Source organism: Nonomuraea sp. CA-143628, from assembly GCF_050942315.1.
Taxonomy (GTDB): Bacteria; Actinomycetota; Actinomycetes; order Streptosporangiales; family Streptosporangiaceae; genus Nonomuraea.
Window position 1 is genome coordinate 5597619 of record NZ_CP192072.1, and the last position, 24371, is coordinate 5621989.

20 protein-coding genes and 1 pseudogene are annotated in these 24371 nt (G+C 72.2%); 12 read left to right on the top strand and 9 right to left on the bottom strand.

Translation table 11 applies throughout. The annotated features are described in order from the left end of the window. Nucleotides 1–114: 114 nt before the first annotated feature. From ACQP2T_RS25620 to ACQP2T_RS25630, 3 genes are all read right to left on the bottom strand, one after another. On the bottom strand, nucleotides 115–639 hold the full coding sequence (locus ACQP2T_RS25620; RefSeq protein ID WP_433518571.1) for a PadR family transcriptional regulator: 525 nt from the start codon (nucleotides 637–639) through the stop codon (nucleotides 115–117). Nucleotides 640–847: 208 nt separating this feature from the next. Continuing rightward, nucleotides 848–3319 carry a polysaccharide lyase family 8 super-sandwich domain-containing protein gene (locus ACQP2T_RS25625; protein ID WP_433518572.1) on the bottom strand — a complete coding sequence of 824 codons (2472 nt, stop codon included), beginning with the start codon at nucleotides 3317–3319 and terminating at the stop codon, nucleotides 848–850. A gap of 8 nt (nucleotides 3320–3327) precedes the next feature. Next, nucleotides 3328–3948, bottom strand: coding sequence for a TetR family transcriptional regulator (locus ACQP2T_RS25630; RefSeq protein WP_433518573.1), 621 nt, complete (start codon nucleotides 3946–3948; stop codon nucleotides 3328–3330). Between the two features lie 61 nt (nucleotides 3949–4009). On the opposite strand from ACQP2T_RS25630, the gene ACQP2T_RS25635 reads away from it, so the two are divergent. Together ACQP2T_RS25635 and ACQP2T_RS25640 are read left to right on the top strand one after the other, a co-directional pair. Continuing rightward, nucleotides 4010–5986 (top strand): HelD family protein, encoded by a 1977-nt coding sequence (locus ACQP2T_RS25635; protein WP_433518574.1) that lies wholly within the window; start codon nucleotides 4010–4012, stop codon nucleotides 5984–5986. Nucleotides 5987–6100: 114 nt separating this feature from the next. Then, nucleotides 6101–6451 carry a hypothetical protein gene (locus ACQP2T_RS25640; RefSeq protein WP_433518575.1) on the top strand — a complete coding sequence of 117 codons (351 nt, stop codon included), beginning with the start codon at nucleotides 6101–6103 and terminating at the stop codon, nucleotides 6449–6451. 61 nt (nucleotides 6452–6512) lie between these two features. On the opposite strand, the gene ACQP2T_RS25645 is transcribed toward ACQP2T_RS25640, so the two are convergent. Together ACQP2T_RS25645 and ACQP2T_RS25650 are read right to left on the bottom strand one after the other, a co-directional pair. After that, entirely contained in the window at nucleotides 6513–7484 is a 972-nt protein-coding gene (locus ACQP2T_RS25645; RefSeq protein WP_433518576.1) for a tyrosine-type recombinase/integrase, read from the bottom strand. A gap of 21 nt (nucleotides 7485–7505) precedes the next feature. After that, entirely contained in the window at nucleotides 7506–8687 is a 1182-nt protein-coding gene (locus tag ACQP2T_RS25650; RefSeq protein ID WP_433518577.1) for a cysteine desulfurase-like protein, read from the bottom strand. Nucleotides 8688–8729: 42 nt separating this feature from the next. On the opposite strand from ACQP2T_RS25650, the gene ACQP2T_RS25655 reads away from it, so the two are divergent. The 3 genes and pseudogenes from ACQP2T_RS25655 to ACQP2T_RS25665 form a co-directional block, all read left to right on the top strand. Further along, nucleotides 8730–9782, top strand: a complete 1053-nt coding sequence (locus tag ACQP2T_RS25655; RefSeq protein WP_433518578.1) for a winged helix DNA-binding domain-containing protein — start codon at nucleotides 8730–8732, stop codon at nucleotides 9780–9782. Nucleotides 9783–9813: 31 nt separating this feature from the next. Continuing rightward, entirely contained in the window at nucleotides 9814–11238 is a 1425-nt protein-coding gene (locus ACQP2T_RS25660; RefSeq protein ID WP_433518579.1) for a WS/DGAT/MGAT family O-acyltransferase, read from the top strand. Between the two features lie 461 nt (nucleotides 11239–11699). Beyond that, nucleotides 11700–12608 (top strand): annotated as a pseudogene (locus tag ACQP2T_RS25665) (RNA polymerase sigma factor); the annotation flags it as partial. Here ACQP2T_RS25665 and ACQP2T_RS25670 read toward each other — a convergent pair. Next, the gene (locus ACQP2T_RS25670) at nucleotides 12605–13291 is read right to left on the bottom strand and encodes a class I SAM-dependent methyltransferase (RefSeq protein ID WP_433518580.1); all 687 of its coding nucleotides are present in this window, start codon (nucleotides 13289–13291) and stop codon (nucleotides 12605–12607) included. The pseudogene ACQP2T_RS25665 and the gene ACQP2T_RS25670 sit on opposite strands and share 4 nt — an antisense overlap. Nucleotides 13292–13529: 238 nt before the next feature. Here ACQP2T_RS25670 and ACQP2T_RS25675 point away from each other — a divergent pair, with 238 nt between their 5' ends. The 7 genes from ACQP2T_RS25675 to ACQP2T_RS25705 are packed head-to-tail and all read left to right on the top strand — an operon-like array spanning nucleotide 13530 to nucleotide 19461. Next, on the top strand, nucleotides 13530–13784 hold the full coding sequence (locus tag ACQP2T_RS25675; protein ID WP_358443030.1) for an acyl carrier protein: 255 nt from the start codon (nucleotides 13530–13532) through the stop codon (nucleotides 13782–13784). After that, the gene (locus tag ACQP2T_RS25680) at nucleotides 13781–15130 is read left to right on the top strand and encodes an aminotransferase class III-fold pyridoxal phosphate-dependent enzyme (RefSeq protein ID WP_433518581.1); all 1350 of its coding nucleotides are present in this window, start codon (nucleotides 13781–13783) and stop codon (nucleotides 15128–15130) included. The genes ACQP2T_RS25675 and ACQP2T_RS25680 overlap by 4 nt, the downstream gene beginning before the upstream one ends. A gap of 47 nt (nucleotides 15131–15177) precedes the next feature. Next, nucleotides 15178–15597 (top strand): acyl-CoA thioesterase, encoded by a 420-nt coding sequence (locus tag ACQP2T_RS25685; protein WP_433518582.1) that lies wholly within the window; start codon nucleotides 15178–15180, stop codon nucleotides 15595–15597. Continuing rightward, complete coding sequence (locus ACQP2T_RS25690) at nucleotides 15581–16057, top strand: 3-hydroxyacyl-ACP dehydratase FabZ family protein (RefSeq protein ID WP_433518583.1); 477 nt, start codon at nucleotides 15581–15583, stop codon at nucleotides 16055–16057. Before ACQP2T_RS25685 ends, ACQP2T_RS25690 begins: the two co-directional genes overlap by 17 nt. Next, the gene (locus tag ACQP2T_RS25695; RefSeq protein ID WP_433518584.1) at nucleotides 16054–17262 is read left to right on the top strand and encodes a beta-ketoacyl-[acyl-carrier-protein] synthase family protein; all 1209 of its coding nucleotides are present in this window, start codon (nucleotides 16054–16056) and stop codon (nucleotides 17260–17262) included. Before ACQP2T_RS25690 ends, ACQP2T_RS25695 begins: the two co-directional genes overlap by 4 nt. Then, a complete protein-coding gene (locus ACQP2T_RS25700; protein WP_433518585.1) occupies nucleotides 17252–17866 on the top strand; it encodes a hypothetical protein in 615 nt (204 codons plus the stop codon). Before ACQP2T_RS25695 ends, ACQP2T_RS25700 begins: the two co-directional genes overlap by 11 nt. Next, nucleotides 17863–19461 (top strand): class I adenylate-forming enzyme family protein, encoded by a 1599-nt coding sequence (locus ACQP2T_RS25705; protein WP_433518586.1) that lies wholly within the window; start codon nucleotides 17863–17865, stop codon nucleotides 19459–19461. The genes ACQP2T_RS25700 and ACQP2T_RS25705 overlap by 4 nt, the downstream gene beginning before the upstream one ends. 126 nt (nucleotides 19462–19587) lie before the next feature. On the opposite strand, the gene ACQP2T_RS25710 is transcribed toward ACQP2T_RS25705, so the two are convergent. Genes ACQP2T_RS25710 through ACQP2T_RS25720 form a run of 3 tightly spaced genes read right to left on the bottom strand, consistent with a single transcriptional unit; the run spans nucleotide 19588 to nucleotide 24310 of the window. Beyond that, complete coding sequence (locus ACQP2T_RS25710; RefSeq protein WP_433518587.1) at nucleotides 19588–21474, bottom strand: non-ribosomal peptide synthetase; 1887 nt, start codon at nucleotides 21472–21474, stop codon at nucleotides 19588–19590. Continuing rightward, nucleotides 21471–22235 (bottom strand): thioesterase II family protein, encoded by a 765-nt coding sequence (locus ACQP2T_RS25715; protein WP_433518588.1) that lies wholly within the window; start codon nucleotides 22233–22235, stop codon nucleotides 21471–21473. Before ACQP2T_RS25715 ends, ACQP2T_RS25710 begins: the two co-directional genes overlap by 4 nt. Further along, the gene (locus ACQP2T_RS25720) at nucleotides 22232–24310 is read right to left on the bottom strand and encodes a condensation domain-containing protein (RefSeq protein WP_433518589.1); all 2079 of its coding nucleotides are present in this window, start codon (nucleotides 24308–24310) and stop codon (nucleotides 22232–22234) included. The genes ACQP2T_RS25715 and ACQP2T_RS25720 overlap by 4 nt, the downstream gene beginning before the upstream one ends. Between the last annotated feature and the right edge of the window lie 61 nt (nucleotides 24311–24371).

Genomic DNA, 24371 nt, shown 5'->3' on the forward strand with positions numbered 1-24371 from the left:
GTGCGTACAGGCTGCGCGCGTACGGGCTACGGGCTGAGCGCGAACGTGCGGACGGGCTTGTGCGCGGACCTGTGGCCGGGCTGAGCGCTGACCTGTGGAGCTCAGCGCGGATGGTCAGCGGCGGCGGGGGTCCAGCTGCTCGATCCGGCGGCGGGCCTCGATGAAGATCGTTTGGATCTCGTCGACCACCCTGGGGTCGCCGTGCGCGTGGGCGAGCGTCTTGACCGCGGCCTTCACCAGGCGCAGGGCCGGGCCGATGATCTCGGCCGCCTCGGGTTCGCGGAACATCCCCCACTCGCTCCGGCTGGCCGCCCGCGCCCAGAGCCGGTCGATCTCCTCGGCCTGCTCACCGACCACGCTCTGGCCCGCCTCGGTGATGTGGTGCACCTTGCGGCCCTCGGCCGCCTCGACCCGGACGAGGCCCTCGTCCTCCAGCATCTGCAGCGTCGGGTAGATGGAGCCCGCGCTGGGCTCGTACGTCCCGTTGAACCGGTCGGCGAGGCGGTTCATCACCTGATAGCCGTGGCCGGGCTGCTCGGCGAGCAGGGCCAGGATCGCCAGGCGCAGCTCACCGGGCCCGAAGAAGCGCCCCGTCGGCCCGAGACCGCCTCCGCCGGGCGCGCGGCGTGCGTTCATCATGGCTCGGATGCTATATCGAACGATATAACGAAGTAAACCTCAGCTCCGCGTGAAAGCGAGCCCCTGTGCGTCGTGGCGGGCGGTGGCGGGCACGCTGCTGCGGTCGCTGCGGACCGCGTAAGCCTCAGCTCTGGGCGAGGGTCAGCCTCCATGTGTCGTGGCGGCGGTGAGGGTCGAGCTGCTGCGGTCGCTGTGGACCGGGTAAGCCTCAGCTCCGGGTGAAGGTCAGCCCTCGCGCGTCGTGGTGGGCGGTGAGGGTCACGCCGCTGTGGTCGCAGCGGACCGACTGCAGCAGGGGAGTGTTGGACAGGACGGTGACACCGGGGTCCGCCCAGCGCGCGGCCGTGGCCGCCGCGTCCGCGCCGGGGAGGACCAGGCACGCGTACGTGGCGTCGGCCGGGCGCGGGCCGTGGTCGAAGCCGACGGTGAACACCTCGGCGGTCAGCGTTTCGGTGGACCCGGTCGCGGTGATGTCCGCCCAACTGCCGCTCCGGCGCTCCACCCGCGCCGACAGCGACCCCCGGTCGGACAGCGGCAGGTAGCCGATGCGCCCCTGATGCACGAAGGGCTCGGTCGTCCCAAGCCCGGTCATCCCCGGCCCGATGGTCCCCGCGCCGGTCATCTCCGCGCCGGTCGTCCCCGCCCTCGTCATCCCCGGCCCGGTCGTCCCCGGCCCGTCGGTCAACGGCCCGATGGTCAACGGGCCGGTTGCCAGGCGCTGGTCGATCGTCGTCACCACCCGGTACGTGGCCGACGGTGCGGTGATCCCGGCCCCGAGCGCGACGAAGACGTCATCGAAGCAGAACCATGCCTTCCAGCCGTCCGCGATCCGGTCGGTCCCCGCCAGACGCATCACGGCCATGCCGTGGCGGCCATCCGTCCAGCCGTCGACGTCCGGTGACGCGCCGTGCCGGTCGTTGGGACGGGGGAGGAGCGCCGCCGGGTCCGAGGGTTGCTCGGCGGTCACACCGGGCAGCCGCGCCCAATCCCAAAGCGGGATGACGGCTCGGTAGCCGTCCTCCGGCCCGTCGCCGACTCGGATGGGGGCGACGCCGTCGCCGAGGTGGCGGCCACGCAGGTTCTCGCCGTTCATGCTCTCGGTGGGCGCGGTGCGGGTGGACGACATACGCACCGACACCGACCAGCCGGGTCGCCGGTGCACGAGGTAGTCGGAACGCGGGTAATAACGACATCCAACGGGCCCGGCAGCGGGTCGTGCGGCCTCGGTCCTGGCAGCGGGCTGTACCCCTTCGGTCCCGGCAGGGAGCCGTGACGCCTCGGACCCGGCACCGGACCCGAGAGCGGGTCCTGCAGTGTCCCTGGGAGTGGGGCTGGGGGTGGGTCCTGCAGTGGAGCCGAGAGCGGTCCCAGCAGCGGCCTCAGGAGTGGAGCCGGGGGCGGGCTCTGCAGCGCACCCGAGAGCGGACCCGAGAGCGGTCTCGGGAGTGGAGCCGAGAGAAGGCCCTGTGGCGGACCCGAGAGGGGTCCCGGCAGTGGCCTCAGGAGTGGACCCGAGAGCGGTCTCGGAAGCGGGCCTGGCAGCGATCCCGGCGGCGAGGCCCGCAGCGGTCACGGCAGTGCGTTCCGCGGGCGGCTGTTCGGCCTCGGCCAGGCGTTGTTCGAACGCCGCCAGTTCGGCCTGCCGGGGCGCACCGGACGCGCGCAGGCGGCGGATCGCGGTTCGCAGGTCGGGGGTGGGTCGGTGGGCGTCCGCTCGGGTGATGTTGCGGCCCATGGTGGTGAAGTCGAAGGCGCCCCCGTGTATCGCCCACTGCAGGCCCTCCAGCAGGAAGTCGGTGAAGAAGCCCACCTCGGCGCCGCCGAACGCCCACGGTGTGCCGTACACCACATAGATCCACAAGCCCAGGTCGGCGGCCAGCGCGAAGCCGTAGCCGCCGGAGTAGAGCTGCGCGCCGTGCTGGTGGAAGCTGAAGTCGTCCTGGATCCCCTCGCCGTGGGTCGGCCGCAGGGTCGTCGCCATCCGCGCGACCGCCGAGGAGAGCAGGTCGGCGTCGTCCACCAGCAGGCCGTGGCGCAGGACGACCGCCTGGGTCCAGACGAGGTTCTGGCCGGTCATCTCCCAAGAGCTCGCGCAGCCCGCGAGCCAGGCGCCCCAGGCCGTGCGCTCGGCCGGGTCGAGCCGGTCGGCGAGCAGCAGGAGGGCGTCTCCGGCCAGTTGGGGTGCGGCGATCTCGTTGTACCACCAGTTGGCGCTGCGCGGCCCGTGGCGGCGCCAGGCGTCCAGGGCGCTGAGCGCGCTGGGGTGGTGCTGTGGGGTGAGTGCCAGGGAGAGGGTCCTGGACAGGTGTTCCAGCGGCGCCCAGTTCCGGCCGTCGCCTCGGTCGGCGTAGTCGAGGTCCGGCCAAGTGCCATCAGCGCCGAGCCGGCTCACCAGAGGACTGGGCCCGTCGGTGCCGGGGCCGGCTGGCGAGCCGAGGACAGGGCCGGCCAGGAGGTCGGGGACAGGGTCGGCCGGTGGGCCGGAGATGGGGCTGGTCGGGAGGCTGAGGACAGGGTCGGCCGGCGGGCCGGGGGTGGGGCCGGTCAGGAGGGCGGGGTCGGCCAGGCCGGTGGCCGCGCCGACGGCGGTGGTGCCGGAGGCGGTGTCCAGCAGCTCGTGCCGCAGCCGAGCCCTGGCCGTTTCGAGGGCCGTTTCGAGGGTCGGTTCGAGGTCTGGCATGTCGCTCCTCAAGCGGGTCGATCGTGGCGCAGCAGGGCGAAGGCGCGGTCGGCGCGGCGTACGGCCTCCGGCTCGACCTCCGCCAGCGCGCGCCCCTCGGCCAGGGCCTGCCAGTTGTACTTGGCCAGTACCCGATGCGCGGCCAGCACCTGCGCCGCCAGCAGCGAGGCGGTGAGGGCGTCGGGGGTCTCCGGAGCCTCCGCGAGCGCTGCGGCCAGGGCGTCCTCATCCATCGACATGTAGTGCAGCAGGCGTACGGCGACGCTGGGCGTGCCGAACACCATGCGGCGAAAGGCGATCACCTCCGGCTGGTCGTTCAGCCCGGTGACCGGGTCGTGCCGGGCCAGGGCGTCGAGGAAGTGCCGGTGCAGGGCCGTCAGCGGATGCTCGCCGGCCGTGCGCTGCCGCACCACCCGCGCGAACTCGCCCTGGTGGTCGCTGATGCGGTGCAGGACGAGGTCCTCCTTGGCCGGGAAGTACTTGAACAGTGTCGGCTTCGACACCCGCGCGGCGGCGGCGATCTCGGTGACGGGGACCTCGTCGAAACCACGCGCCAGGAAGAGCGAGATGGCCGCCGTGGAGATGGCCTCGCGCACGTGTTCCCTCTGCAACTGCCGAAGTCCTGTCATGAGGTCACTCTACCAAAGTGTTAACCTGGTAAAAGTCTTAACCGAGTTAACTGGAGGTGAGATGGCGACGCTCGACGAGGAGAGGCGATACGTCGAACAGTGCGGGGCCGGGCTGCGCAGGATGCTCGACGCGGCGCGCGACAACGTGATCGTCGGCGAGAGCGTGGCGGGCGACCGCTACAGCGCCGAACGGCTCGGCCGCCACCTCAAGAGTCTGGCCAAGGAGCTGAGCGAGGAGCCCGAGGGTCCGCCGTTCTTCGGACGGCTCGACTTCGGCGGCGATTCCGCCGAACACCGGGGGCGCAGCTACCACATCGGCCGGCGGCACATCACCGGTGAGCACGGCGGCCCGCCGGTCGTCATCGACTGGCGGGCGCCCGTCTCGCGGGCGTTCTACCGGGCCGGCGCCCGCGACCCGCTGGGCGTCGAGGTGCGCCGCCGATTCGGCTGGGCCGGCACCACATTGACGTCCTTCGAGGACGAACGGCTCGCCCAAGGCCAGGAGACCGAGAGCCGGATCCTGGCCGCTGAGATCGAACGGCCGCGCGTCGGCCCGATGCGCGACATCGTCGCCACCATCCAGCCCGAGCAGGACGACCTGGTCCGTGCCGGGCTGGCGGAGTCGATCTGCGTGCAGGGCGCGCCTGGCACCGGCAAGACGGCCGTCGGCCTGCACCGGGCGGCGTTCCTGCTGTACGCGCACCGGCAGCGGCTGGAGCGCTCAGGGGTGCTGGTGCTGGGTCCCAACCGGGCCTTCCTCGGATACATCTCGGCGGTGCTGCCCGCGCTGGGCGAGGTCGACGTCGAGCAGACCACGCTGGAGCGGCTGCTGGGCACGGTCGCGGTCACGGCCACGGACAGCCCGGCCGCCGCGCTGGTCAAGCACGACGCGCGGATGGCCGAGGTCCTGCGCAGGGCCCTGTACGGGCGCATCAGCAGACCGGTCGAGCCCGTCTCCGTCGCCGACGGCTCCTACCGGTGGCGGGTCGGCGAGGACGAGCTGCGCCGCGTCGTCGACGACACGCGGTGCGAGGCCATGCCGTACGCGATCGGGCGTGAACGGGTGCGCGCCCGGATCATCGAGCTGATGCGGCGCCAGGCCGAGCTGCGCGGTCACACCGGCAACGCCGTCTGGACGCGCAAGATCGGCAAGGCGCTCACGCCGTTCCTGGACGAGATCTGGCCGGCCGTACGCCCCGAGGAGCTCCTGTGCGCGCTGCTGAGCGACCCGGAACCGGCCGCCCCGATCCTGACGGCCGACGAGCGGGCGGCCATCACCTGGGCCCGGCCGCCGCGCGGCCACAAGAGCGCCAAGTGGTCCGAGGCCGACCTGGTGCTGCTCGACGAGATCGCCGGGCTGCTGGAACGGCCGCGCGGCTACGGCCACGTCATCGTCGACGAGGCGCAGGACCTGTCGCCGATGCAGTGCAGGGCGGTGGCCAGGCGCAGCGAGCACGGCTCGATCACCGTGCTCGGCGACCTGGCTCAGGGCACCACGCCTTGGGCGGCCGCCTCCTGGTCGCGGCAGCTGGAACTGCTCGGCAAGCCGGAGGCCGGGATCGTCGCGCTGACGACGGGGTTCCGGGTGCCCGCGGTGGTGGTCGGCCCGGCCAACCGGCTGCTGGCGGCGCTCGACGTGGACGTGCCCGCCACCACGTCGTACCGCACCGACGGCAGGCTGCTCCTCACCCGGGTGACCGAGCTGGAGAAGGGGGTCGTCGCGGCCGCGCGTGAGGCGCTGACCTTCGAGGGGTCGATCGGCGTGATCGCGGCCGACGCCGACGCCGGCCAGCTCACCGACGCCCTGTGGAACGGCGGCCTCGACATCGGCGAGCGGTTGAGCGTGGTGCCCGCCTCGATGGCCAAGGGCCTGGAGTACGACCATGTGGTGCTGGCCGAGCCCGCCGCCATCGTCGAGGCTGAGGCGCGCGGTCTCAACCGCCTGTACGTCGCGCTCACCCGCGCGGTCTCCCGGCTGGATGTGGTGCACTCCCGGCCGCTACCTCTCGATGTCTTTACAGCCGCCGAAATCACCTGAGTCACCAGATGTCGTAGCCTGATCCGCTCGACAGGACGACTGACACGGTGTGTGATGGCCTCACGTCAGGAACGGGCCGCCGACTTGGTTGTGTTCTCGAGAGGAGCCCAGATCGTGACCTCCCCCCAGGATCAGCCCCCGGGCGACGATCCGTCCCGCCGTGAGGCCCAGTGGGCGCAGCAGCCGCCCCCCGGGCCGCCGCCTCCGCCCCCTTACGAGCAGGCGCCGTACGCGCAGCCCGGCCAGAAGTCGGCCGGGCAGTTGCTGTCGATCATCGCGTTCGTCTGCGCGGCGATATCCCTGCTGTTCATTCCCATTCTGTTCGGCCTGGCCGGGATCGGGCTGGGCATCGCGGGCCACACGCGCGGCGAGACGCTGGGCAAGTGGGCCGCGGTCACCTCGGGTGTGGCGATGATCCTCGGCATGGTCATCGGCTACATCGTGGTGGCCAACATGAACACCTGATCCGGCCGTCCCCTGCCTGCCGCCCGGTCAGGACGGCAGGCAGGGACAGCACCTGGAAGGTTCAGCGGAGCGGTCGCGCGGCAGGCAGGCGGAGCCGGTCGACGGCCTCGCGGCGGGTCTTCTCCGGGCGGCGGTCGTAGCGGGCCGTGGTCGCCGGTGACGAGTGGCCGACCAGCGCCTGGGCGGTGGCCAGGTCGACGCCCGCGTCCAGCAACTCGCCGATGAAGGTGCGACGGAAGTCGTGCGCCGTACGCCGGGACGCCCCCGCCTCGCCCAGCCGCCTGGCCAGGATGTCGGCGATGCCCTGCCCGGTCAGCCCGACGGGGCGGCCCTCGCGCGTCCGCACGCGGCCCATCCTGCTGATCGGGCTGAACAACGCGCCCGCCTCGTCGCCCCGCACCGCCAGCCACCGCTCGACCAGCCCGATCGCGTCGGTCGTCAGGTAGACCATCCGCTCCTTGTCGCGCTTGCCGCGGACCCGGAGCGAGCGGGCGCCCGGGTCGTAGTCGGACAGCGACAGCCCGCCGATCTCGGCGCGGCGGCAGCCGGTGGAGTAGAGCACCGCGATCAGCGCCGCGTCGCGGATCCCGGCGGGCGAGTCGTCGCAGGCCGACAGGGCCGCCCCCACGACCTCCGGCGGCACGTGGTGACCGGTGGGCAGACGGCTCTGGCGTACCGGAGCCAGGTCGGAGGCGCGCGCGTAGTCCTCCGCGCTGCTCTGCCCGAGCCGCCACGCCTCCTTCAGCACCCGGCGCAGCGCCACCAGGTGCTTGTTGACGTAGGCCGCCGACCACCCTTGATCGGTCAGCAGGGTGCGAATGCGTACCGTGTGCTCGTAACGCAGCAGATGCCACGGCTGGCCCGCGCCGCTGGCCGCCTCGTCGCCGGTGAGCAGGCGGGCCAGCCGGTCGAGGCAGCCGCGCATCGTGCGGCGCGACTCGGGGCTGGTCAGCGAGTCGAGGTAGACGTGATAGGGGTCGCGGGCCGGCTCGACGAGCGTGGTCGGCAGGCCCGGTACGGCGGGCAGGCTCACCCGGCGATCTTAGCCCCGCGCTCACTCCTCCAGGCGGGTCACGGCCTTCAGCAGGCGGTCGACGTCAGAATGGTCGTTGTAGTGCACCAGACCGACTCGCACCGCGCTGCCGGAGTCGCGGATGCCCAGCGCGCCGGTCAGCTCCCAGGCGTAGTTGTGGCCGTTCCACACGTTCACCCGGCGCGCGGCCAGCGCCTCCGCGACCTCGCGGGGAGTGCGCCCGGCGACGGTGAAGTAGGCGGTCGACGTACGCCTGGCGGGCTTGCCGTACAACGTGACGTGCGGCATCGCCTCCAGGCCCTCGATCAGCACGGCGTACAGCTCCTGCTCGTACACCTCGGCCGCCGACAGCGAGGTGAGCAGCCGCTCCCTGCGCGTCCCGGTGCCGGGGACCATGGTGGCCAGGTGGTTCACCGCGGCCGTCACGCCGGCCAGGTCGGCGAAGGGGGATGTGCCCCACTCGAAGCGATCCGGCACGGTGTCGGGGGAGGAGGCCAGCTTGTCCGGTCTGATCGTCTCCAGCAGCGCCGGATCGGCGATGACCGCGCCGATGTGCGGGCCCGACCACTTGTAGGCGCTGGTGGCGTAGAAGTCGGCGCCCAGCTCCGCGACGTCCACGGGGCCGTGCGCGGTGGCGTGCACGCCGTCCACGTAGGTCAGCGCCCCCGCCGCGTGCGCCAGCGCGGTGATCGCGGCCACGTCCGGGCGGGTGCCCAGCACGTTGCTCGCGGCGGTCACCGCCACCAGCCTGGTGCGCTCGCCGATCAGGTTCGCATACTGCTCCACCGGCAGCTCCCCGGTCGCCGGGTCCACCTCGGCCCAGCGGATCGTCGCCCCGGCGCGCGTGGCGAGCTGGATCCAGGGCCGTACGTTGGCGTCGTGGTCGAGCCGCGAGACCACCACCTCGTCGCCGGGGCCCCAGCCCAGGGCCAGCGCGCCGGCCAGGCGATAGGTCAGCGTCGTCATGTTCGGTCCGAGGATCACCCCGTCCGGCCGGCCGCCGACCAGGTCGGCCACGGCCGCGCGGCAGGCCGCCACGATCTCGTCGGCGCGGTGGCTGGCCTCGAAGGCGCCGCCCGCGTTGCCGATACCCGTACGGTAGGCGTTCACGATGGCGTCGATCACCGACTGCGGGACCTGGGTGCCCGCCGCGCCGTCGAGATAGGCGTGGCCGTCGTCCAGGGCGGGATAGGTCGCGCGCACCGATTGAACAGGGAATTTAGTGACAAAGGGCATGATGTGTTCATGCTCACCCTGAGAGAGCTCAACCGGGCCACCTTGGCACGGCAGCATCTTCTTCGCCGCCACCAGGGCGGCGTGGCCGCCGTCGTCCACCGCCTGGCCGGGCTGCAGGCGCAGGAGCCGCGCCCGCCGTACCTGGGAGTGTGGACCCGGCTCGACGGGTTCGCCCGCGCCGACCTGCACGCGGCGCTGCGCGCGCGGACGCTCGTGCGCGCCACCATGATGCGCGCCACCCTGCACCTGGTGACCGCGGCGGACTTCGCCGAGTTCCGGCCCCTGTTACAGCCGCTGCTCGCCGCCGCGGCGCGCCGTTTCCCGGAGGTCGACTTCGCCGCCGTCGCGGTGGCGGCCGAGCGGTTGCTGGCCGAGGGGCCGCACACGTTCAACGAACTGCGGCCGAGGCTGGAGCGGGAGTTCCCGGGCGTCTACGACCGGGCGCTCGGCTACGCGGTGCGCATGATGGTCCCGTTGATCATGGTGCCGACCGAGGACCGGTGGAGCTTCCCGCGCGAGGCCGCCTTCGCCCTGCCGGGCGTCGAGCTCGCCGCGGAGCCGGACATCGGGACGCTCGTCGAGCGGTACCTGGCCGCGTTCGGGCCGGCCACCGCCGCCGACATGCAGACGTGGTCGGGGCTGAGCGGGCTCAAGGCCGTGCTGAACGGCATGCGCGACCGGCTGGAGGTGCTGGTGGACGAGCGCGGCCGGGAGCTGTTCGACCTGCCCGAGGCGCCCAGGCCGGAGGGGGACGTGCCGGCACCCGTCAGATTCCTGCCCGACTTCGACAATCTGATGCTCGGCCACGCCGACCGCACCCGCGTGCTGGCCGAGGAGCATCGCGGCGAGGTCGTCACCAAGAACCTGCGCGTCCGCGCCACCTACCTGGTCGACGGCTTCGTGGCCGGGACCTGGCAGATCAGGCGCACGGGTAAGAAGGCCACGCTGCTCCTCACGCCCTTCACCGCGGTGCCGACCGAGGCGCTGGAGGAGGAGGCGATGGCCCTGCTGGCCTTCGCCGAACCCGACGCGGAGGCTCGCTCACTTGAAGTAATGGGCTGAGTCTGATTTGTTCGGGTCGGAGGTATGAGCCATGCCGCAGCTGACCGCCCTGGATGCCCAGTTTCTCCATTTCGAGACAGCGACGAACATCGCCAACATCGCCGGCCTGGCCATCCTGGACGGCGATCTCAACCGCGCCGACCTCCAGGCCCTGCTGGAACGGCGCCTGCCGTACGTGCCCGCGATGCGGCGCAAGCTCGCGTTCGTGCCCCTCGGGCTTGACCACCCCTACTGGGTGCAGGAGGACGACCTCGACCTCGACTATCACGTACGGGAGATCGGGCTGCCGCCGCCCGGCGACGACCGGCAGCTGGCCGACCAGGTGTCCCGGCTGCACGCCCGCCGCCTGGACCGCCGCAAGCCGCTGTGGGAGATCTACCTGATCCACGGCCTGTCCGGCGGCCGCATGGGGCTCTACACCAAGATCCACCACGCGGCCGTGGACGGCATCGGCGGCGCCGACGTACTGGCCGCCCTCCTCGACATGGGCCCCATACCCGCGTCGGCGCCCGCGGTCGCGCCCGAGCGCGACTCGGAGCCGCCGGGAGCGGCCGAGATGGTCCTGCGCGGGCTCGCCAGGCTGGCCGGCAATCCGGCGCAGGCGGTACGGTTCGCCGCCCGCGCGATGCCGCACCTGGACGAGATCCCTGTCGTGTCGTCGCTGCCGGGTAGCCGGATGGTGTCGGGGCTGGCCCGCCGGGTCGCCGGCTCCGGGCAGGCCCCGGAGCTGCCGTCGCTGCCCGCGCCCAAGACGCCGTTCAGCGGGCCGGTCTCCGAGCATCGGCGCTTCGCGTTCGTCTCGCTGCCGCTGGAGGAGATCAAGCAGGTGCGCAAGGCGTTCGGGGTGACGGTGAACGACGTGGTGATGGCCGTGTGCGCGGGCGCGCTGCGCCGGTGGCTGGCCGCGCACGGCGGCGTCCCGCGCCAGCCACTGATCGCCGGGGTGCCGTTCTCGCTGCGGGAGGAGGGGACGGGCGGCAACCAGGTGACGTTCATGACGGCGCCGCTGGCCGTCCACCTGGAGGATCCCGTGGCGCGGCTGCAGCAGGTGCGGCTCGCCATGCAGCGGATCAAGGACAGGTTCTCGCTGGCGCCCGCGCGGTGGCTGCGCGAGCTGAGCGAGTCGATGCCCGCCGCCCTCATGGGGCTGGCGTCCAGATCGGCGTTCGGCCTGGTCGGGCAGACCGCGCCGCCCATCAACGTGGCCATCTCGAACGTACCGGGCCCGCAGTTCCCCCTGTACGTGTGCGGTGCCCGGCTGCTCACCCACTATCCGGTATCGGTGATCACCGACGTGAGCGGCGGGGTGAACATCACGGCCTTCTCCTACGACGGCTCCCTGGACATCGGCGTGGTCACCGACCGGGAGATGGTGCCCGACGCGTGGGAGCTCGCCGACGATCTGCGCGGGGCGCTGGACGAACTGCTCAACGCGGAACAGCACCTGCCGCAGTAGCGCGCCCTGCCTCGTTTTCCACCGGCGGCTTTCACCGGTCGCCGGGCGGGCGCCGAGCATGGCCGGGCAGCGGGTAGCTTGGAAGATGATGGTGGGACTGAGGCCGGACACGCGTCTCGTCGCCTTAACGAGTATGGCGGCGAGTTCACTCTCGCCCTGCCCCGCGCGGCCACGGCGAACCTCTTACGACGGACAGGTGCCGAATCCCCCGCGCGCGGGAAGTAACCGATGATGGCCATCTTCGCCCCCCGGGCCGCGGTCGTCCAGCCGGACCCGCGCATCAGGAGCAGCCGGACAGCGTGGTCGACGACCCGCCGCGTCTCCCGCTCCCTCGCCCCCGAGGGACTTCTTGGTCCGAGATCGATATTCGCCAGTCGAACGACCCGAGCGAGGAGAGTGTCTTGTCCCAAGCAGCAGAGGTTCTCGAGCTAGACGAAAACATCGCCGACGGCGCACCCGTCGCCGGCGCTGACTCGGTCAAGGCGTACCTTAAGGAGATCGGGCGGGTGCCGCTGCTCACCGCCGAGCAGGAGATCGACCTCGCCAAGCGGATCGAGGCGGGACTCTTCGCCGCCGAGCGCCTCAGCACGGAGCCCGATCTGCCCGGTCAGCTCCGCGCCGACCTCGAATGGATCGCCTGCGACGGCCTGCGGGCCAAGGAACGCATGCTGGAGGCCAACCTGCGCCTGGTGGTGTCGATCGCCAAGCGCTACACCGGGCGTGGCATGCTCTTCCTCGACCTGATCCAGGAGGGCAACCTCGGGCTGATCCGTACGATCGAGAAGTTCGACTACCGGCTCGGGTTCAAGTTCTCCACCTACGCCACGTGGTGGATCAAGCAGGCCATCACCCGGGCGATGGCCGACCAGGCGCGGACGATCCGCATCCCGGTCCACATGGTCGAGATGATCAACAAGGTGGCGCGGGCGCAGCGGCGGCTGTCCGGCGAGCTCGGCCGCGAGCCCACGCCCGAGGAGATCGCCGTCGAGACCGAGCTGCCCATCGACCGGGTCGCCGAGGTGCAGGGCTACGGCCGCGAGCCGATCTCCCTGCACACGCCGCTGGGCGAGGAGGGCGACAGCGAGTTCGGCGACCTCATCGAGGACACCGAGGCCGTCTCCCCGGCCGACGCGGTCTCGTTCACCCTGCTCCAGCAGCAACTACGGGCGCTGCTCGACGAGCTGTCCGAGCGCGAGGCGGGCGTCATCTCCATGCGCTACGGCCTGAACGACGGCAAGCCGATGACCCTCGACGAGATCGGCAGGATCTACGGCGTGACCCGCGAGCGAATCCGGCAGATCGAGGCCAAGACCATGTCCAAGCTCCGCCACCCGTCGAGGGCTCTGGCGCTGCGCGAATACCTCAGCTAGGCCGCTCGGCTCGGCTGGGGGCGGGCGGTCAGCCACGTCCGGTCGGGGGTCAGGAAGCGGTCCACGACCAGCCCGGACTCGGCCAGAGCCGTGGTGAGCTGGTCGTCGCTGAGCGGCCGCTCGACGATCGACTGGGTCCAGAGGCGGCCGTCGGTCTCGTACCTCAGGGTGAGATTCATCAGATCCCGCCCTGACGGGGCGAACTCGGTGATCGTGGTGGTGAACCCGGGCGGCCCGAAGGTCGTCCCCACTGACCAGGTGGCGCGTACGTCCAGCGGAATCCACTGGATCACCACCACGCCGTCGTCACGCACGTGGCGGCGGCAGCAGTCGAGGAAGCGCCGCCTGGTCGAGACCAGCGGCACATGAATCAGCAGCGAGGCCAGCAGCACGGCGTCGAAGCGCCGCTCGAGCGCGAGGTCCTCGATCCGCGCCTGGACCCGCTCCGCGCCCTCGACCCTGGCCAGCATCTCGGCCGACTCGTCGACGGCCACCACGTCATAGCCGAGGGCGGTGAGGGCGTGCGTGATCCGGCCCGCGCCCGCGCCCAGTTCGAGGATCGACCCGCCCGCGGGCACGCCCCGCTGAATGATCTCCGGTTCGCCCGCGGCGTCGATCGCGGCGTAGAACTCCACCGGTGAGCCGTCGGAGGTGAACACCCCCGGTCCAGTGCCCGTGTTCATATGCGCACTGTAGATCGGAAAGGCGGCCCGCTGGGGTAATTCCCATTTCCGCTTCATCCTGTGGAATTCCTGTGAACTCCGTGACGCCGGATGCAATTGACGAACAACATCGGTTGGTTCATGCTGGGCGGTGTTGGCGGCCAACAGCCCCGGGATTCCGCGGCCGACCTGCTATTCCGTGACGAAGCTGCCACGTCCTGTGCTGTTCTCTTTACCATGCGCTTTGTCCGGAGGTGTAATGGAGATCGAGGGCACCATAAAGAAGATTCTGGCGACCGAATTGTTCGTCGAGACGCCGGCCGAGGAAATCAGCGACCACGAGAGCCTGCGCGACATCTACGGGCTCGATTCTCTGGGATTCACCGAACTCCGCGTGCAATGTGAGGACATCTTCGATGTCCGCGTCTCGGACGAGGACTTCGTACCCGAGAACTTCCGTACCATCGCCGCCCTCGCCGCGCTCATCCGGCGTTTGCAGGGCGGCGGGACGTGAACCACGCGAGCCCGCACTGCCTGCACTTGGATCACTACGGTGGCAGCCGGCTTCCGTTCGTGTCGGTCGGTGGCCGGGGCGTGCGGCTGCGGCTGGCCGAGCGCGGCGGCGTCGGGGAGCCGTTCGAGGTCATCGACGCCTCCGGCGGGTACGCCAGCGCCTGCCTCGGGGCCGGGCACCCGGCCGTGCTGCGCGCGTTGACGCGCGCGGCGACGGATCTCGGGTACGCGACGGACGAGATCGAGGTCGCCGAACGCACCCGCCTCCTCGCCGCGACCCTCGGCCCCGGCGGGCTGTGGTGCGACCACTTCCCACCGGGCGAATACCACGCGTCCGGCCGCAACTCCGGCTCCGAGGGCATGGAACTGGCCCTGCGGCTGGTCCTGGAGTCGAGATACGACCACCGACGGACGCGGCCCGACCCGGAGCGGGGCGGCCGCGATCTCGTACTCGCCTTCCAGGGCGCGTGGCACGGATGGACGGGCGCGCTCACGCCGTTGCTCAACCGGCGCCACTTCCGCGTAGGGCTCCCGGGGATGGCCGCCGACGGCCCGTACGGGCTGACGGTGGAGCACCTTCCGTTCGGAGTCCCGGAGCCGTTGCGCGAGTTCTTCGACCGCCACGGAGAGCGCCTGCTGGCCGTCGTCGTCGAGCCGGTCCAGGGTGACGCGGGCCTGCTGGTCCCCCCGCCCGGCTACCTGCGGACCCTGGCCGCGCTCGCCGCCGAGCACGGGGCGTTGCTGGTGGCCGACGAGGTCCTCACGTTCGCCAAGACCGGCCGGTTCTTCGCCATGGCGGACGAGGACGGCCCGATCCCCACCGATGTCACCGTCATCGGCAAGAGCCTCGGCATGGGCGTGCTGTCCACCTCGATGGTGATCGCCAGGCGGTCGCTGACCGTACGGCCGTCCGGTGCCGTGGCCACCTCCGACCTGCGCCCGCTGACCTGCGCGGTGATCCACGACGGCCTGCGGCTGATCGAGGAGGAGAAGCTGCTCGAACGCTCGGCCGAGCTCGGCGCGCGGCTGACCGCGCTCCTCGGCCGGGAGGTGCTCGACCGCTTCCCCGAGACCTATCGCGGGCTGCGGGGTACGGGGCTGCTGCAAGGGCTGGAGCTCACGGAGGACGCCGCGGACCGGCTGCGTGAGCTGCGGTCGCACATCATCAGGGCGGGCTGCTACATCGAGTTCATGGCCGGGGCGGGGCGCCGCTCCCACGGCCTGCCGTACGTCTTCCCCACCATGCGTGTGGCACCGCCCCTGGTCACCAGCCCCGCCGAGGTGGAGGAGCTGGTCGCCGCGATTCGGCGGGGGACGGAGACGTTCCTCGGTACGGCGGCTCGGTGAGCGGGCCGACGAGTGGGCCGCGGCCGCTTCGGCGCCGGGTCGAGCACGTGGACACAGACGCCGCTGGGGTTGTCCACTTCACTCGATATGCCTCCCTCATCGAGACCGCGTTGCTGGAGGACCTGGAGGCGATGGGCGTCGGCACCCGCCTGATGAGCGAGCACCAGCTGCAGCCGGCCGTGACCGAACTACGCATGCGCTACGGAGCCGCCGCCCGTTTCCTCGACCGGATCGAGGTACGCGCCGACGTCGACCATGTGGGCGGGGCCTCCTGGCGGGTCTCCGGCACGGTACGCCGCCTGCCCGACCCTCCGGACGACGGGGCCGGGCCGCTGCTCGCCTCGGGCACGCTCGTGCTGTGCCTGGTCAACGTGGCCGACGGCAGTCCGGCGCCGCTGCCCGCCGTATTGCGCGCCGCGCTGCGCGCCCAGCTGAGCGAAGAGAGGGCCGATGGCCGAGACGGGTGAGTCGACCCTGGGGTTCACGGAGATCAAGCAGTGGCTGCGGCACCGCCACCCCATGATCTACATCGACCGGGTGCTCGACTACGCGCCGGGAGAGTATCTGCGCAGCATGCTGTCGGTGTCCGGCACCATGGATGCCATCGCCGGGCACTTCCCCGAGCGGGGCATCTACCCCGGCAGCCACCTGGTCCAGGCCATCGCCCAGTCGGGCATCATCCTCTACCAGATGAGCACGTCGAAGCTGGCCGACGACGAGATCACGCTCATCGGCTCGGCGCACAGCCGCTTCCACCGCATCGTGGTGGTCGGCGACCAGGTGATCTTCGACGTGCGCAGCGACAGGATCATCGGCAACACCTTCCACTTCTCCTGCCGGGCGACCGTGGAGGGCCAACGGGTGGCGGCCTTCCGCGGCTCCCTCATCCGGGTCACGGTCGAGCAACTCGGGCGGCGGCTGTGGTGAACGTCTGGGTCACCGGGATGGCCTGGTCCACCGCCCTGGGCGACAGCCTGGCCGGGGTGTGGCAGCGGCTGCTCGACGGGGACGACGGGTTCCGGGAGGTGCCGTCGGAGCACCGGCTGCGCAACCCGCTCGCCGCGACCCTGACCGACCCGCCGCCGGAGCTGAAGCCGTCGTCACGGCAGCGGGCGCTGGCGGAGAGCACACTGTCGCGCGCGCTCGCCGACGCCGGGCTCGCACCCCGCTCGTTGGACGTCGGTGAGTTGCCCGGGACCATGCCCCGTTCTTCGGATGTCGGCGGGCCGTCCGGGGCCACCCTTGGCGCGGTGGTGGATCCGTACCCCGTGCTGGGCACCAGTTTCGGGGCGCACCTGGACGACGAGGACGGGGACCTGTACCAGTGGGCGGCCGACGTCGCCGCCGCCGTGGGGCTGCGGCTGCCGCCCGTCGCCGTCAGCACGGCCTGTTCGTCCGGGTCCGACGCGATCGCCGTCGGCGCCGAGGTGGTCCGGTCGGGAGCCGCCGAGGTGAGCGTGTGCGGCGCGGCCGACGTGGTCACCCCGGCCAAGCGGCTCGCGCACACCGTACTGGGCACGATGTCGCCCACCCGGCTGCGCGCGTTCGATCGCCGGGCCGACGGGACGCTGCTGGGGGAGGGCGCGGGATTCGTCGTACTCGAACGCGAGGAGTCCGCCCGCGCCCGAGGCGCCGAGCCGTACGCGGTGCTGGCCGGAACGGGGGCCGCCAACGACGGAGCGGGCATGACGGCGCCCGACCCGGTCGGCAGTGGGGTCGGCCTCTCCGTGCGGCGCTGCCTGGCCGCCTCAGGGATCGCCCCGGAAGACATCGCCGTGATCAACGCCCACGGGTCCGGAACACCCGTCAACGACGCCGCCGAGTCGGCCGCCCTGACCGGGCTGTTCGCGGGGTGCGCGGCGCCGCCAGTGGTGTTCGCGACCAAGGGGGCGCTGGGGCACACCCTCGGCGCCACAGGCGTGCTGGAGGCCATCGCGGTCGTGCTGGCGCTGCACTACGGCACGGTGCCGCCGGTCGCGGGCCTGGAGGAGGTGCTGGAGGGGTTCCCGCTTCCGGTCTCCGCCGGTCGGCCTGGCGGGCTGCGGCCCGGGGCGGGGCTCAGCCTGACGCTCGGCTTCGGCGGGTTCATCACGAGCCTGGCCTTCACCAGGGGAGCGCGGGATGTACGGTGATCACCCTCTCGGTCCGTTCGGTATGTCCGGTGATCGCCCCGGCCTGGCCACCCTGGCGCACGGGCTGTGCGAGACCGGTGACCTGGCGGCGGCCGGGCGCCGGACCGCCTCCTTCTATGCCGACCCGGCGGCCTGGCTCGTGGTGGCCGCGGTCGAGGCGGCGCTGGCCGGGGCACCGGAGGCGGTGCGTCGGCGGGTGGCCGATATCGGCGCCCTGGCCGTCAGCGACCACGGGACCCGCCACACCATGCGCTCGGTCGCCGACACGGCCGCCCGGGGCCGCGTCTCCCCGCTCCGCTTCGCCGGCGCGAACCCCAGCTCGCTGGCCGGCCTGCTCTGCATCACGCTCGGCTTCCGCGGCCCCAGCCTGCTGGTGTGCATGCCACCGGAGCGCGCGGGGCCAGTCGTGGCGCTGATCGCGGCGGGCTGGCTGGCGACCGGCCAGTGCCGCTACGTCGCCGTTGTCGAGCACAGCGCGAACAACGGCCACCACACCGCCGCCGCCCGCATTCTGGCCCCGGCACCAGCTCGCCACACCGCCGCCGCGCGGGCGCGAGCAGCGAGGCGCGGCGATGCCGATGGCCAGATCCCAGGTCCGGGATGAGCGCCGACGACCTTGGCCCGCCGCTCGGCGAGGTGGAGACCTACCTCGCCGAGCGAGCCGTTGACGTCGACGGCGGCGACGGTGGAGACGTTGGTGGTGGTGGCGGCGGTGGCGGCGGTGGCGCACAGCCTGGCTCGGCGACGCCCGTCGCGGCCCTCGCCGAGCTGTTCGCCGAGCTGACCGATCGGCGCGGGACCGGTCGGCCGGGGACCGAGCACTTGGGGACCGATCGGTTGGGGAACGTCGTGGTTCTCGCTCTGCCGAGCGGGACGGCGTTGCTGCGGCACCTGTTCGGCGCGCTGCACGGCGGGGCGGTGCCCGTCGCCGTCCCGCCCGCCATGCCCGCGGGTCGCCTGGTGGAAGTCGCCCGCCGTCTCGGTGCCCGCCTGCTGGTCACCCCCTACGGCAGGGCGGTTCCCGGTACGGAGGTCAGGCGCTTCGGCCGTACCGCCGTCGCGACCCTCCCCGGTCCCTGGCAGTACCACGAGCCCGGCCACGTGATCATCCTGACCTCCGGGACCTCCGGCATCTTCAGCGGCTGCCTCCACCGGGCCTCATCCCTGTTCCGGAACGCCACCAGGCACGCCGGGGCGGTAGGGCTGCGGGCCGACGACACGATGCTGGTCACGCTGCCGCTGAACTTCTCCTACGCCCTGGTGGCCCAAGCGCTGGCAGGCCTGGTCACCGGTGCCCGCCTGGTGGTCACCGGGCCGCCGTTCAGCCCGCGTGGCTACCTCGACGCCGTAGGCCGCCACGGCGTGACGAGCTCCTCGCTAACCCCCTTCCTCCTGCGGAACCTGGTGCCCGGCGAGCCGCCCCGGGGCCTGCGCATGCTCACCGTGGGCGGCGACGCCCTGCCGTCGGAGGAGGTCACCGCGCTGGTGCGGGCGCGGAGCGACCTGGAGGTGTACATCACGTACGGCCTGACGGAGGCGGGACCACGGGTCAGCACCCTGGCCGCGCATCTCGAACCCGCTGACCGGCACGGCTCGGTCGGCCGCCCACTGCCCGGCGTCGGGGTGTCCCTGCGTGACGTACGCGACGGGGTGGGGGAATTGCTGGTGACCTCCGACACCGTGCTCGTGCGGCGGGTCGGCGCCACCGACGGCCGTACCGCCCCGGGGGAGGTCGCCACTGACGGCCGCGTTCCCGACCCCCAAGCCGCTCCGGGGCAGATCGCCACCGGGGACCTGTTCCGTCTCGACTCGGATGGCTATCTCTACTTCGCCGGCCGCATGGGGGACTCCTGCGTCGTGGACGGGGTCAAGGTGTCGCTGCCGTCGGTACGCCGTCTGGCCATGAGGCTTCCCGGAGTCGTGGCCGCGACCACCCGCCTGTGCCCCGGCCGCCGGGCCGGGCACGCCGGTGACGATGGGCAGGGCGCTCACGCAGGTGACGACAGGCGCGGCACGCACACGGGCTCCGACGAGCACACCGAGCACGACGGGCAGCGTTTCGTCCTGGAGCTGTACATGCGCGACGCCACCGATGACGCGGTGCGGCGCGTCCGGGCCGAGCTGCACCGCTTCCTGCTCCGCGCCGAACGCCCCTGCCGGATCCGGGGCATCCCCGCCCAGGAGGCCGCCTACAAGTGAGACGGCGGCCTACCGGTGAGTGCGGCGGGCTACAAGGGACACGGCCGCCGACCGTGAGACGGCTCCTCCTCGAATGCAGGAGGACGCCTACAGGTGAGACGGCTCCTCGTCGATGCAGGAGGCCACCTAAAAGCGGGACGGGTCCTCATCGATGTAGGCGGCCAGTTCGCGCACGGTGGGATGCTCGAAGACGGCCCGGACGGGGATCTCCACCCCGAACTCCCCGATCACCGCCGCCGCGATCCGGACGGCCATGAGCGAGTGGCCCTTCAGCTCGAAGAAGTCGTCATCGGCACCCAGCTCCTCACGCTCGAGCACCTCACGCCAGATCGCGGCCAGCCGCCGCTCGGTCTCGGTCTCGAACGCTCCCCGGGAGCGGGCTCCCGAGGTGAGCGTGTTCGGGTCCGGTAGCCGGTTCCGGTCGATCTTCCCGGTCGTGGTGAGGGGGAGCTTGTCGAGCATGACGTACGCGGCGGGCACCATGTACGCGGGCAGGACGGATGCCACGTGGCGATGCAGCACCCGCACATCCACCTTCGCCGCCGAGACCGGCTCCAGATAGGCGGCCGGATGCACGGTGCCCTGCTCGTCGCTGAAGACGCCGACGGCGGCCTGCGCCACGCCCGGCTCGGCCCGCAGCACGGCCTCGATCTCGGCCAGTTCGACGCGGGCGCCACGGATCTTGACCTGATGGTCGCGGCGGCCGAGGAACACCAGCGCGCCGTCGGGCCGCCTGCGCGCCAGGTCCCCCGTCCGGTACATACGCAGGCCGGACTCGTCCTTCGCCGAGAAGACCGCAGCGGTCTCCGCGGGCCGTCCCAGGTATCCGCGGGCCAGGAACCGGGTCCTGATCCAGACCTCACCCTCATCACCCGAAGCACCCGAAGCACCCGAAGTGCCGAAAGCGGCGGAAGCGTCCGAGGCATCCGAAGCGCTGCGCAGCAGGGTCTCCACCCCGGGGATGTCGCGGCCGATGGGGATGTCCCCGGCGCAGTCCGGTTCGACCAGGTGGAACGTCGCCACGGTCGTCTCGGCCGGGCCGTACATGTTGTAGACCGCCGTTCGCGGGAAATGGGCGCGTACCTGGTCGACGGTGGAGCTGTGCAGCGGCTCCCCGTACAGGCTGACCGCCCGCATCCCGAGGTCGGGCGGCTCGCCCGCGCTCTCCCGGGCCAGCAGCAGGCGGCGGATGAGTGTGGGCACGCAGAACACGTGCGTCACCTCGCGGCCGCCCAGCCATGGCAGGAGCTCGGCGCCGTCGGGCTTCACCGTGGGCGGCGGGATGACGATCGCGGCGCCGGCGTCCAGGGCGCTGAGGATCTCCAGGTATGCGGCGTCGTAGCTGAGGCGGGCCAGCTGCAGCATGTGCGATCCAGGGCCCAGCCCCGTCTCCGAGGCGAGCCAGCGGGCGAAGTGCAGGAGGTTCCCGCTGCGCTGGACGATGCCCTTGGGCCGGCCCGTGGAGCCCGAGGTGTAGACCAGGCAGCTGGTGTCCTGCGGTACCGTCTCCGCTCGCGGCCCGGACGGCGCGGCCGAGACGACCGCCGCCTCGTCGCCCTGGACGGTCACCACCGCTGAAGGCGCCCCTGCGGCCCGGTCGCCCTGGACGGTCACCACCGCTGAAGGCGCCCCCTGGACGGTCGCCACTGTGGAAGGCGACCCCACCGCCCGTTCCGCGCCGTTCGGCGTCGTCACCAGGCCCGTCGGGTGACAGTCCTCCAGGATCGCGCGGTGGCGGGCGGCCGGCTGGTCCTCGTCGAGCCAGACGAAGGCGACGCCGGCGGTGAACGCGGCCAGCATCGCGGCGATGCCGGTCGCGCCGTCGGGCAGCGCCATCGCCACGACGTCGCCCGGACGCAGGCCCGCCGCCACCAGCGCCTCGCGGTAGCGTTCCATCCGCGTGGCCAGGCCGTGGTAGGTCAGGACGCCCTCGGCGGACACGACCGCCGGGCTGCCGGGGGCCTGGGCGGCGTGCTCCGCGACCCGCTGGCCGATCTCCGCGTCGAACATCATTCTCCCTCGGCGATGAGTCCCGCGGCGGCGACGCGGGTGATCTCCTGGACGACGAAAGCCTCTCCTTGCCGTACGACGAAATGGCCGGTGGGCACCGCCCCGACCGAGCAGGCGCCAGTGGTGTAGCGGCGCCACGCGGTGACATCGTCCGGCGACAGTGCCGGGTCCTCGGCACCCACCAGAACGCGGACCGGACAATGGAGCTGCGGCTCCACGGATAACGCGTACCCCTGCAAGAGCCGCATATCCGCTCGTAGATCCCGGAGCACGAGCGCCTCCGCCGCCGGATCATCCAGCGCCGCGCCCACACCCCCATCGCCGTCGCGCAGGTACGACAGCAGTACCCGGTCCGCGCCGTTCGCGGCGTAGAGGTCGAGCGTCTCCGCCCAGCGATGTGGCGGCGCCGACGAGATGAACAGGCAGGCCGTGGGGGGCGTACCCGGTGCCGCCCTGGCCGTCTCGAAGGCGAGCAGGGCGCCCAGGCTCTGGCCCACCATCATGTACGGCGGCGCCACGTCCGTGAGCGCGGCCGCGATCCGGGCGGTGAACGTCGCGAGATCGGCCACGGGGGGTCCGGACCGGTCGCCGGGCCGAGGCATCCGCACGGCCAGGACTTCGACGTCGTCGGGCAGCGCGCGGGCGAGTGAGGCGTACGACAGCGCGTCACCGCCGGCGTGCGGGAAGCAGACCGCGCGCAGTGTCGCGCCGGGTCTGCGGCGCGGCGTCCAGAAACAGGCCGTCGCCGCTGCTGACGTGCTCACGAAGCCTCGCTCGGTGGTTCGGCGGCCACGAAGAAGATCATCGGTTCGCCCGGAACCGGCGCGACCGGACCCGACACGGTCGGGCCTGGTGCGTTCCCGACGGGCGCGGCCAAATCCGGCGCGTTCCGGTCGGGCGCGGCCAAATCTGGAGTGCTCCGGTCGGGCGCGGCCAAATCCGGCGCGTTCTGGCCAGGTGCGGTCAGGTCCGGCGCGTTCGGGCCGAGCGCGTTCGGGCCGAGCGTGGTCAGGTCCGGCGTGGTCAGGTCCGGCGCGGTCAGGTCCGGCGTGGTCAGGTCCAGTACGTGCAGGGACGGGGCTTCACCGGGGGAGGGCTCGTCGTTCCAGAGGAAGGTGCCGGGCACCAGGAAGCCGGGCAGCCGCCGGCGGAGCCGGGCGCGCAGTTCGGGCCGGGCCGGTCGGGTCGCGCCGGGCACGGCGGTGAGGCGGGCCGTGAGCTCGCCGCCGTCCCCCGCCGAGACCGCGGCCGCCGCGATCGACGGTTCGTCGAGCAGCGCCCGCTCGATCACCTCGGCCGGCACCCGGTAGCCGCGGACCACGAGTTCGGCGTCCGTACGTCCCAGAACGTCCAACCCGCCGCCGGCCCCCATGCGGCCGAGCAGCCCCGTGGGCGTCCCGTCGAGCCAGACCTCGCCCGGCACCCCGTACGGCAACGACACCCCATGCTCGTCGCGGACCGACACCCGAACCTGCCGAGCATCCCCGCCGAGCAGCGCGTACGCCCCGGACAAGGGCTGCTCGGGGTCGCCGCACAGCAGGCGCAGCACCCGCACGTAGTCATCGGCCAGCCCTGCGACCGTCTCATCGTCGAACAGGTCGGCGTTGAAGGAGATATCCATGACCATGTCGTCGTCGGCCTGGTCCAGCAGGTGGACCTCCAGGTCGAAGCGGGTGGTGGGCTGCGAGACGTCCCGGCCCCAGATCCGGGCGGCGAGGTCGCCCCAGCGTGTCTCGGTGCCGAACGCCGGAGCGACCAGAATGTGGAAGATCACCTGGACCAGCGGGATGTAGGAGGGGTCGCGCCGCAGGGACAGCCGGTCGACCAGGACGTCGAAGGGCAGCAGGTCGTTGTCGTAGGCGTCGAACAGCGCCTCGCGGGCCGCGGCGAGCACCGCGAGGAAGCTCGGATCTCCGGACAGATCCACCCGTACCGGCAGCGTGCCGACGAAGAAGCCCACCGTCCCGGCGTACTCCGGCCGCGAACGACCGGCCACGACCACGCCGATCACCAGGTCGCTCGCGCGGGCGTAGCGGGCGAGCAGGACGGCGAAGGCGGCGTAGGCGACGGTGTACGGCGTGACCCGGTGCGCCGCGGCGAAGGACCGCAGCGTGGCGGTCACGTCCACCGGCACGGGCGTGACAAGCTGGCCGCCGCGGAAGTCCTGGATCCTCGGCCGCGGCCGGTCGGCGGGCAGCGTGATGAGTTCGGGCGCGCCCGCCAGCCGCCGCCGCCAGTATGCGAACACCCGCTCGGCCGCGGGGGAGTCGGCCAGCTCCGCCTGCCAGCGGGCGTACTCGAGGTAGCCGGCCGGTGGCGGGCCGAGGGGCCGGCCCGTGTACAGCAGCCCGAGCTCTTCGTCGATGATCGGCACCGACCAGCCGTCGATCACGATGTGATGGACGCACAGCAGGAGCACGTGCAGCTCGGGGGTGACGCGCAGGAGGTGGGCCCGGATGAGGTCGTCTCGCGCGAGGTCGAACGGTCGCGCCAACCACAGCTGGGCGAACTCCGTCGCCGCCGCCTCCCAGCCGGGTTCGCCCGCGAGATCGGCCGCCGCCGACTCCAAGCCGAGATCGGTGCTGGGCAGCTCGACGTCGAAGGGGGTGCCGCTCACCACCGCGCGGGCCACCCCGCCGTCGGCGGGGAACCTCATGCGTAACGCGACGTGCCGGTCGGCCAGCGCGCCGAGGGCCCGGCGCAGCGCCGCCACGTCCAGCGGCCCGCGCAGCTCATAGCCCCGGAGGACGTTGTACTGCGGCGAATCCGGCGCGAGCTGCTGAAGAAACCACAGCCGTTGCTGAGCGGGCGACGGCATCGGCTCGTGTTCTTCCGGCATCGTCTCCTCACCTGTGAGAGAGGCGAAGTGGCTGGTGTACCGGAGATCTCTGCAAGGAGGC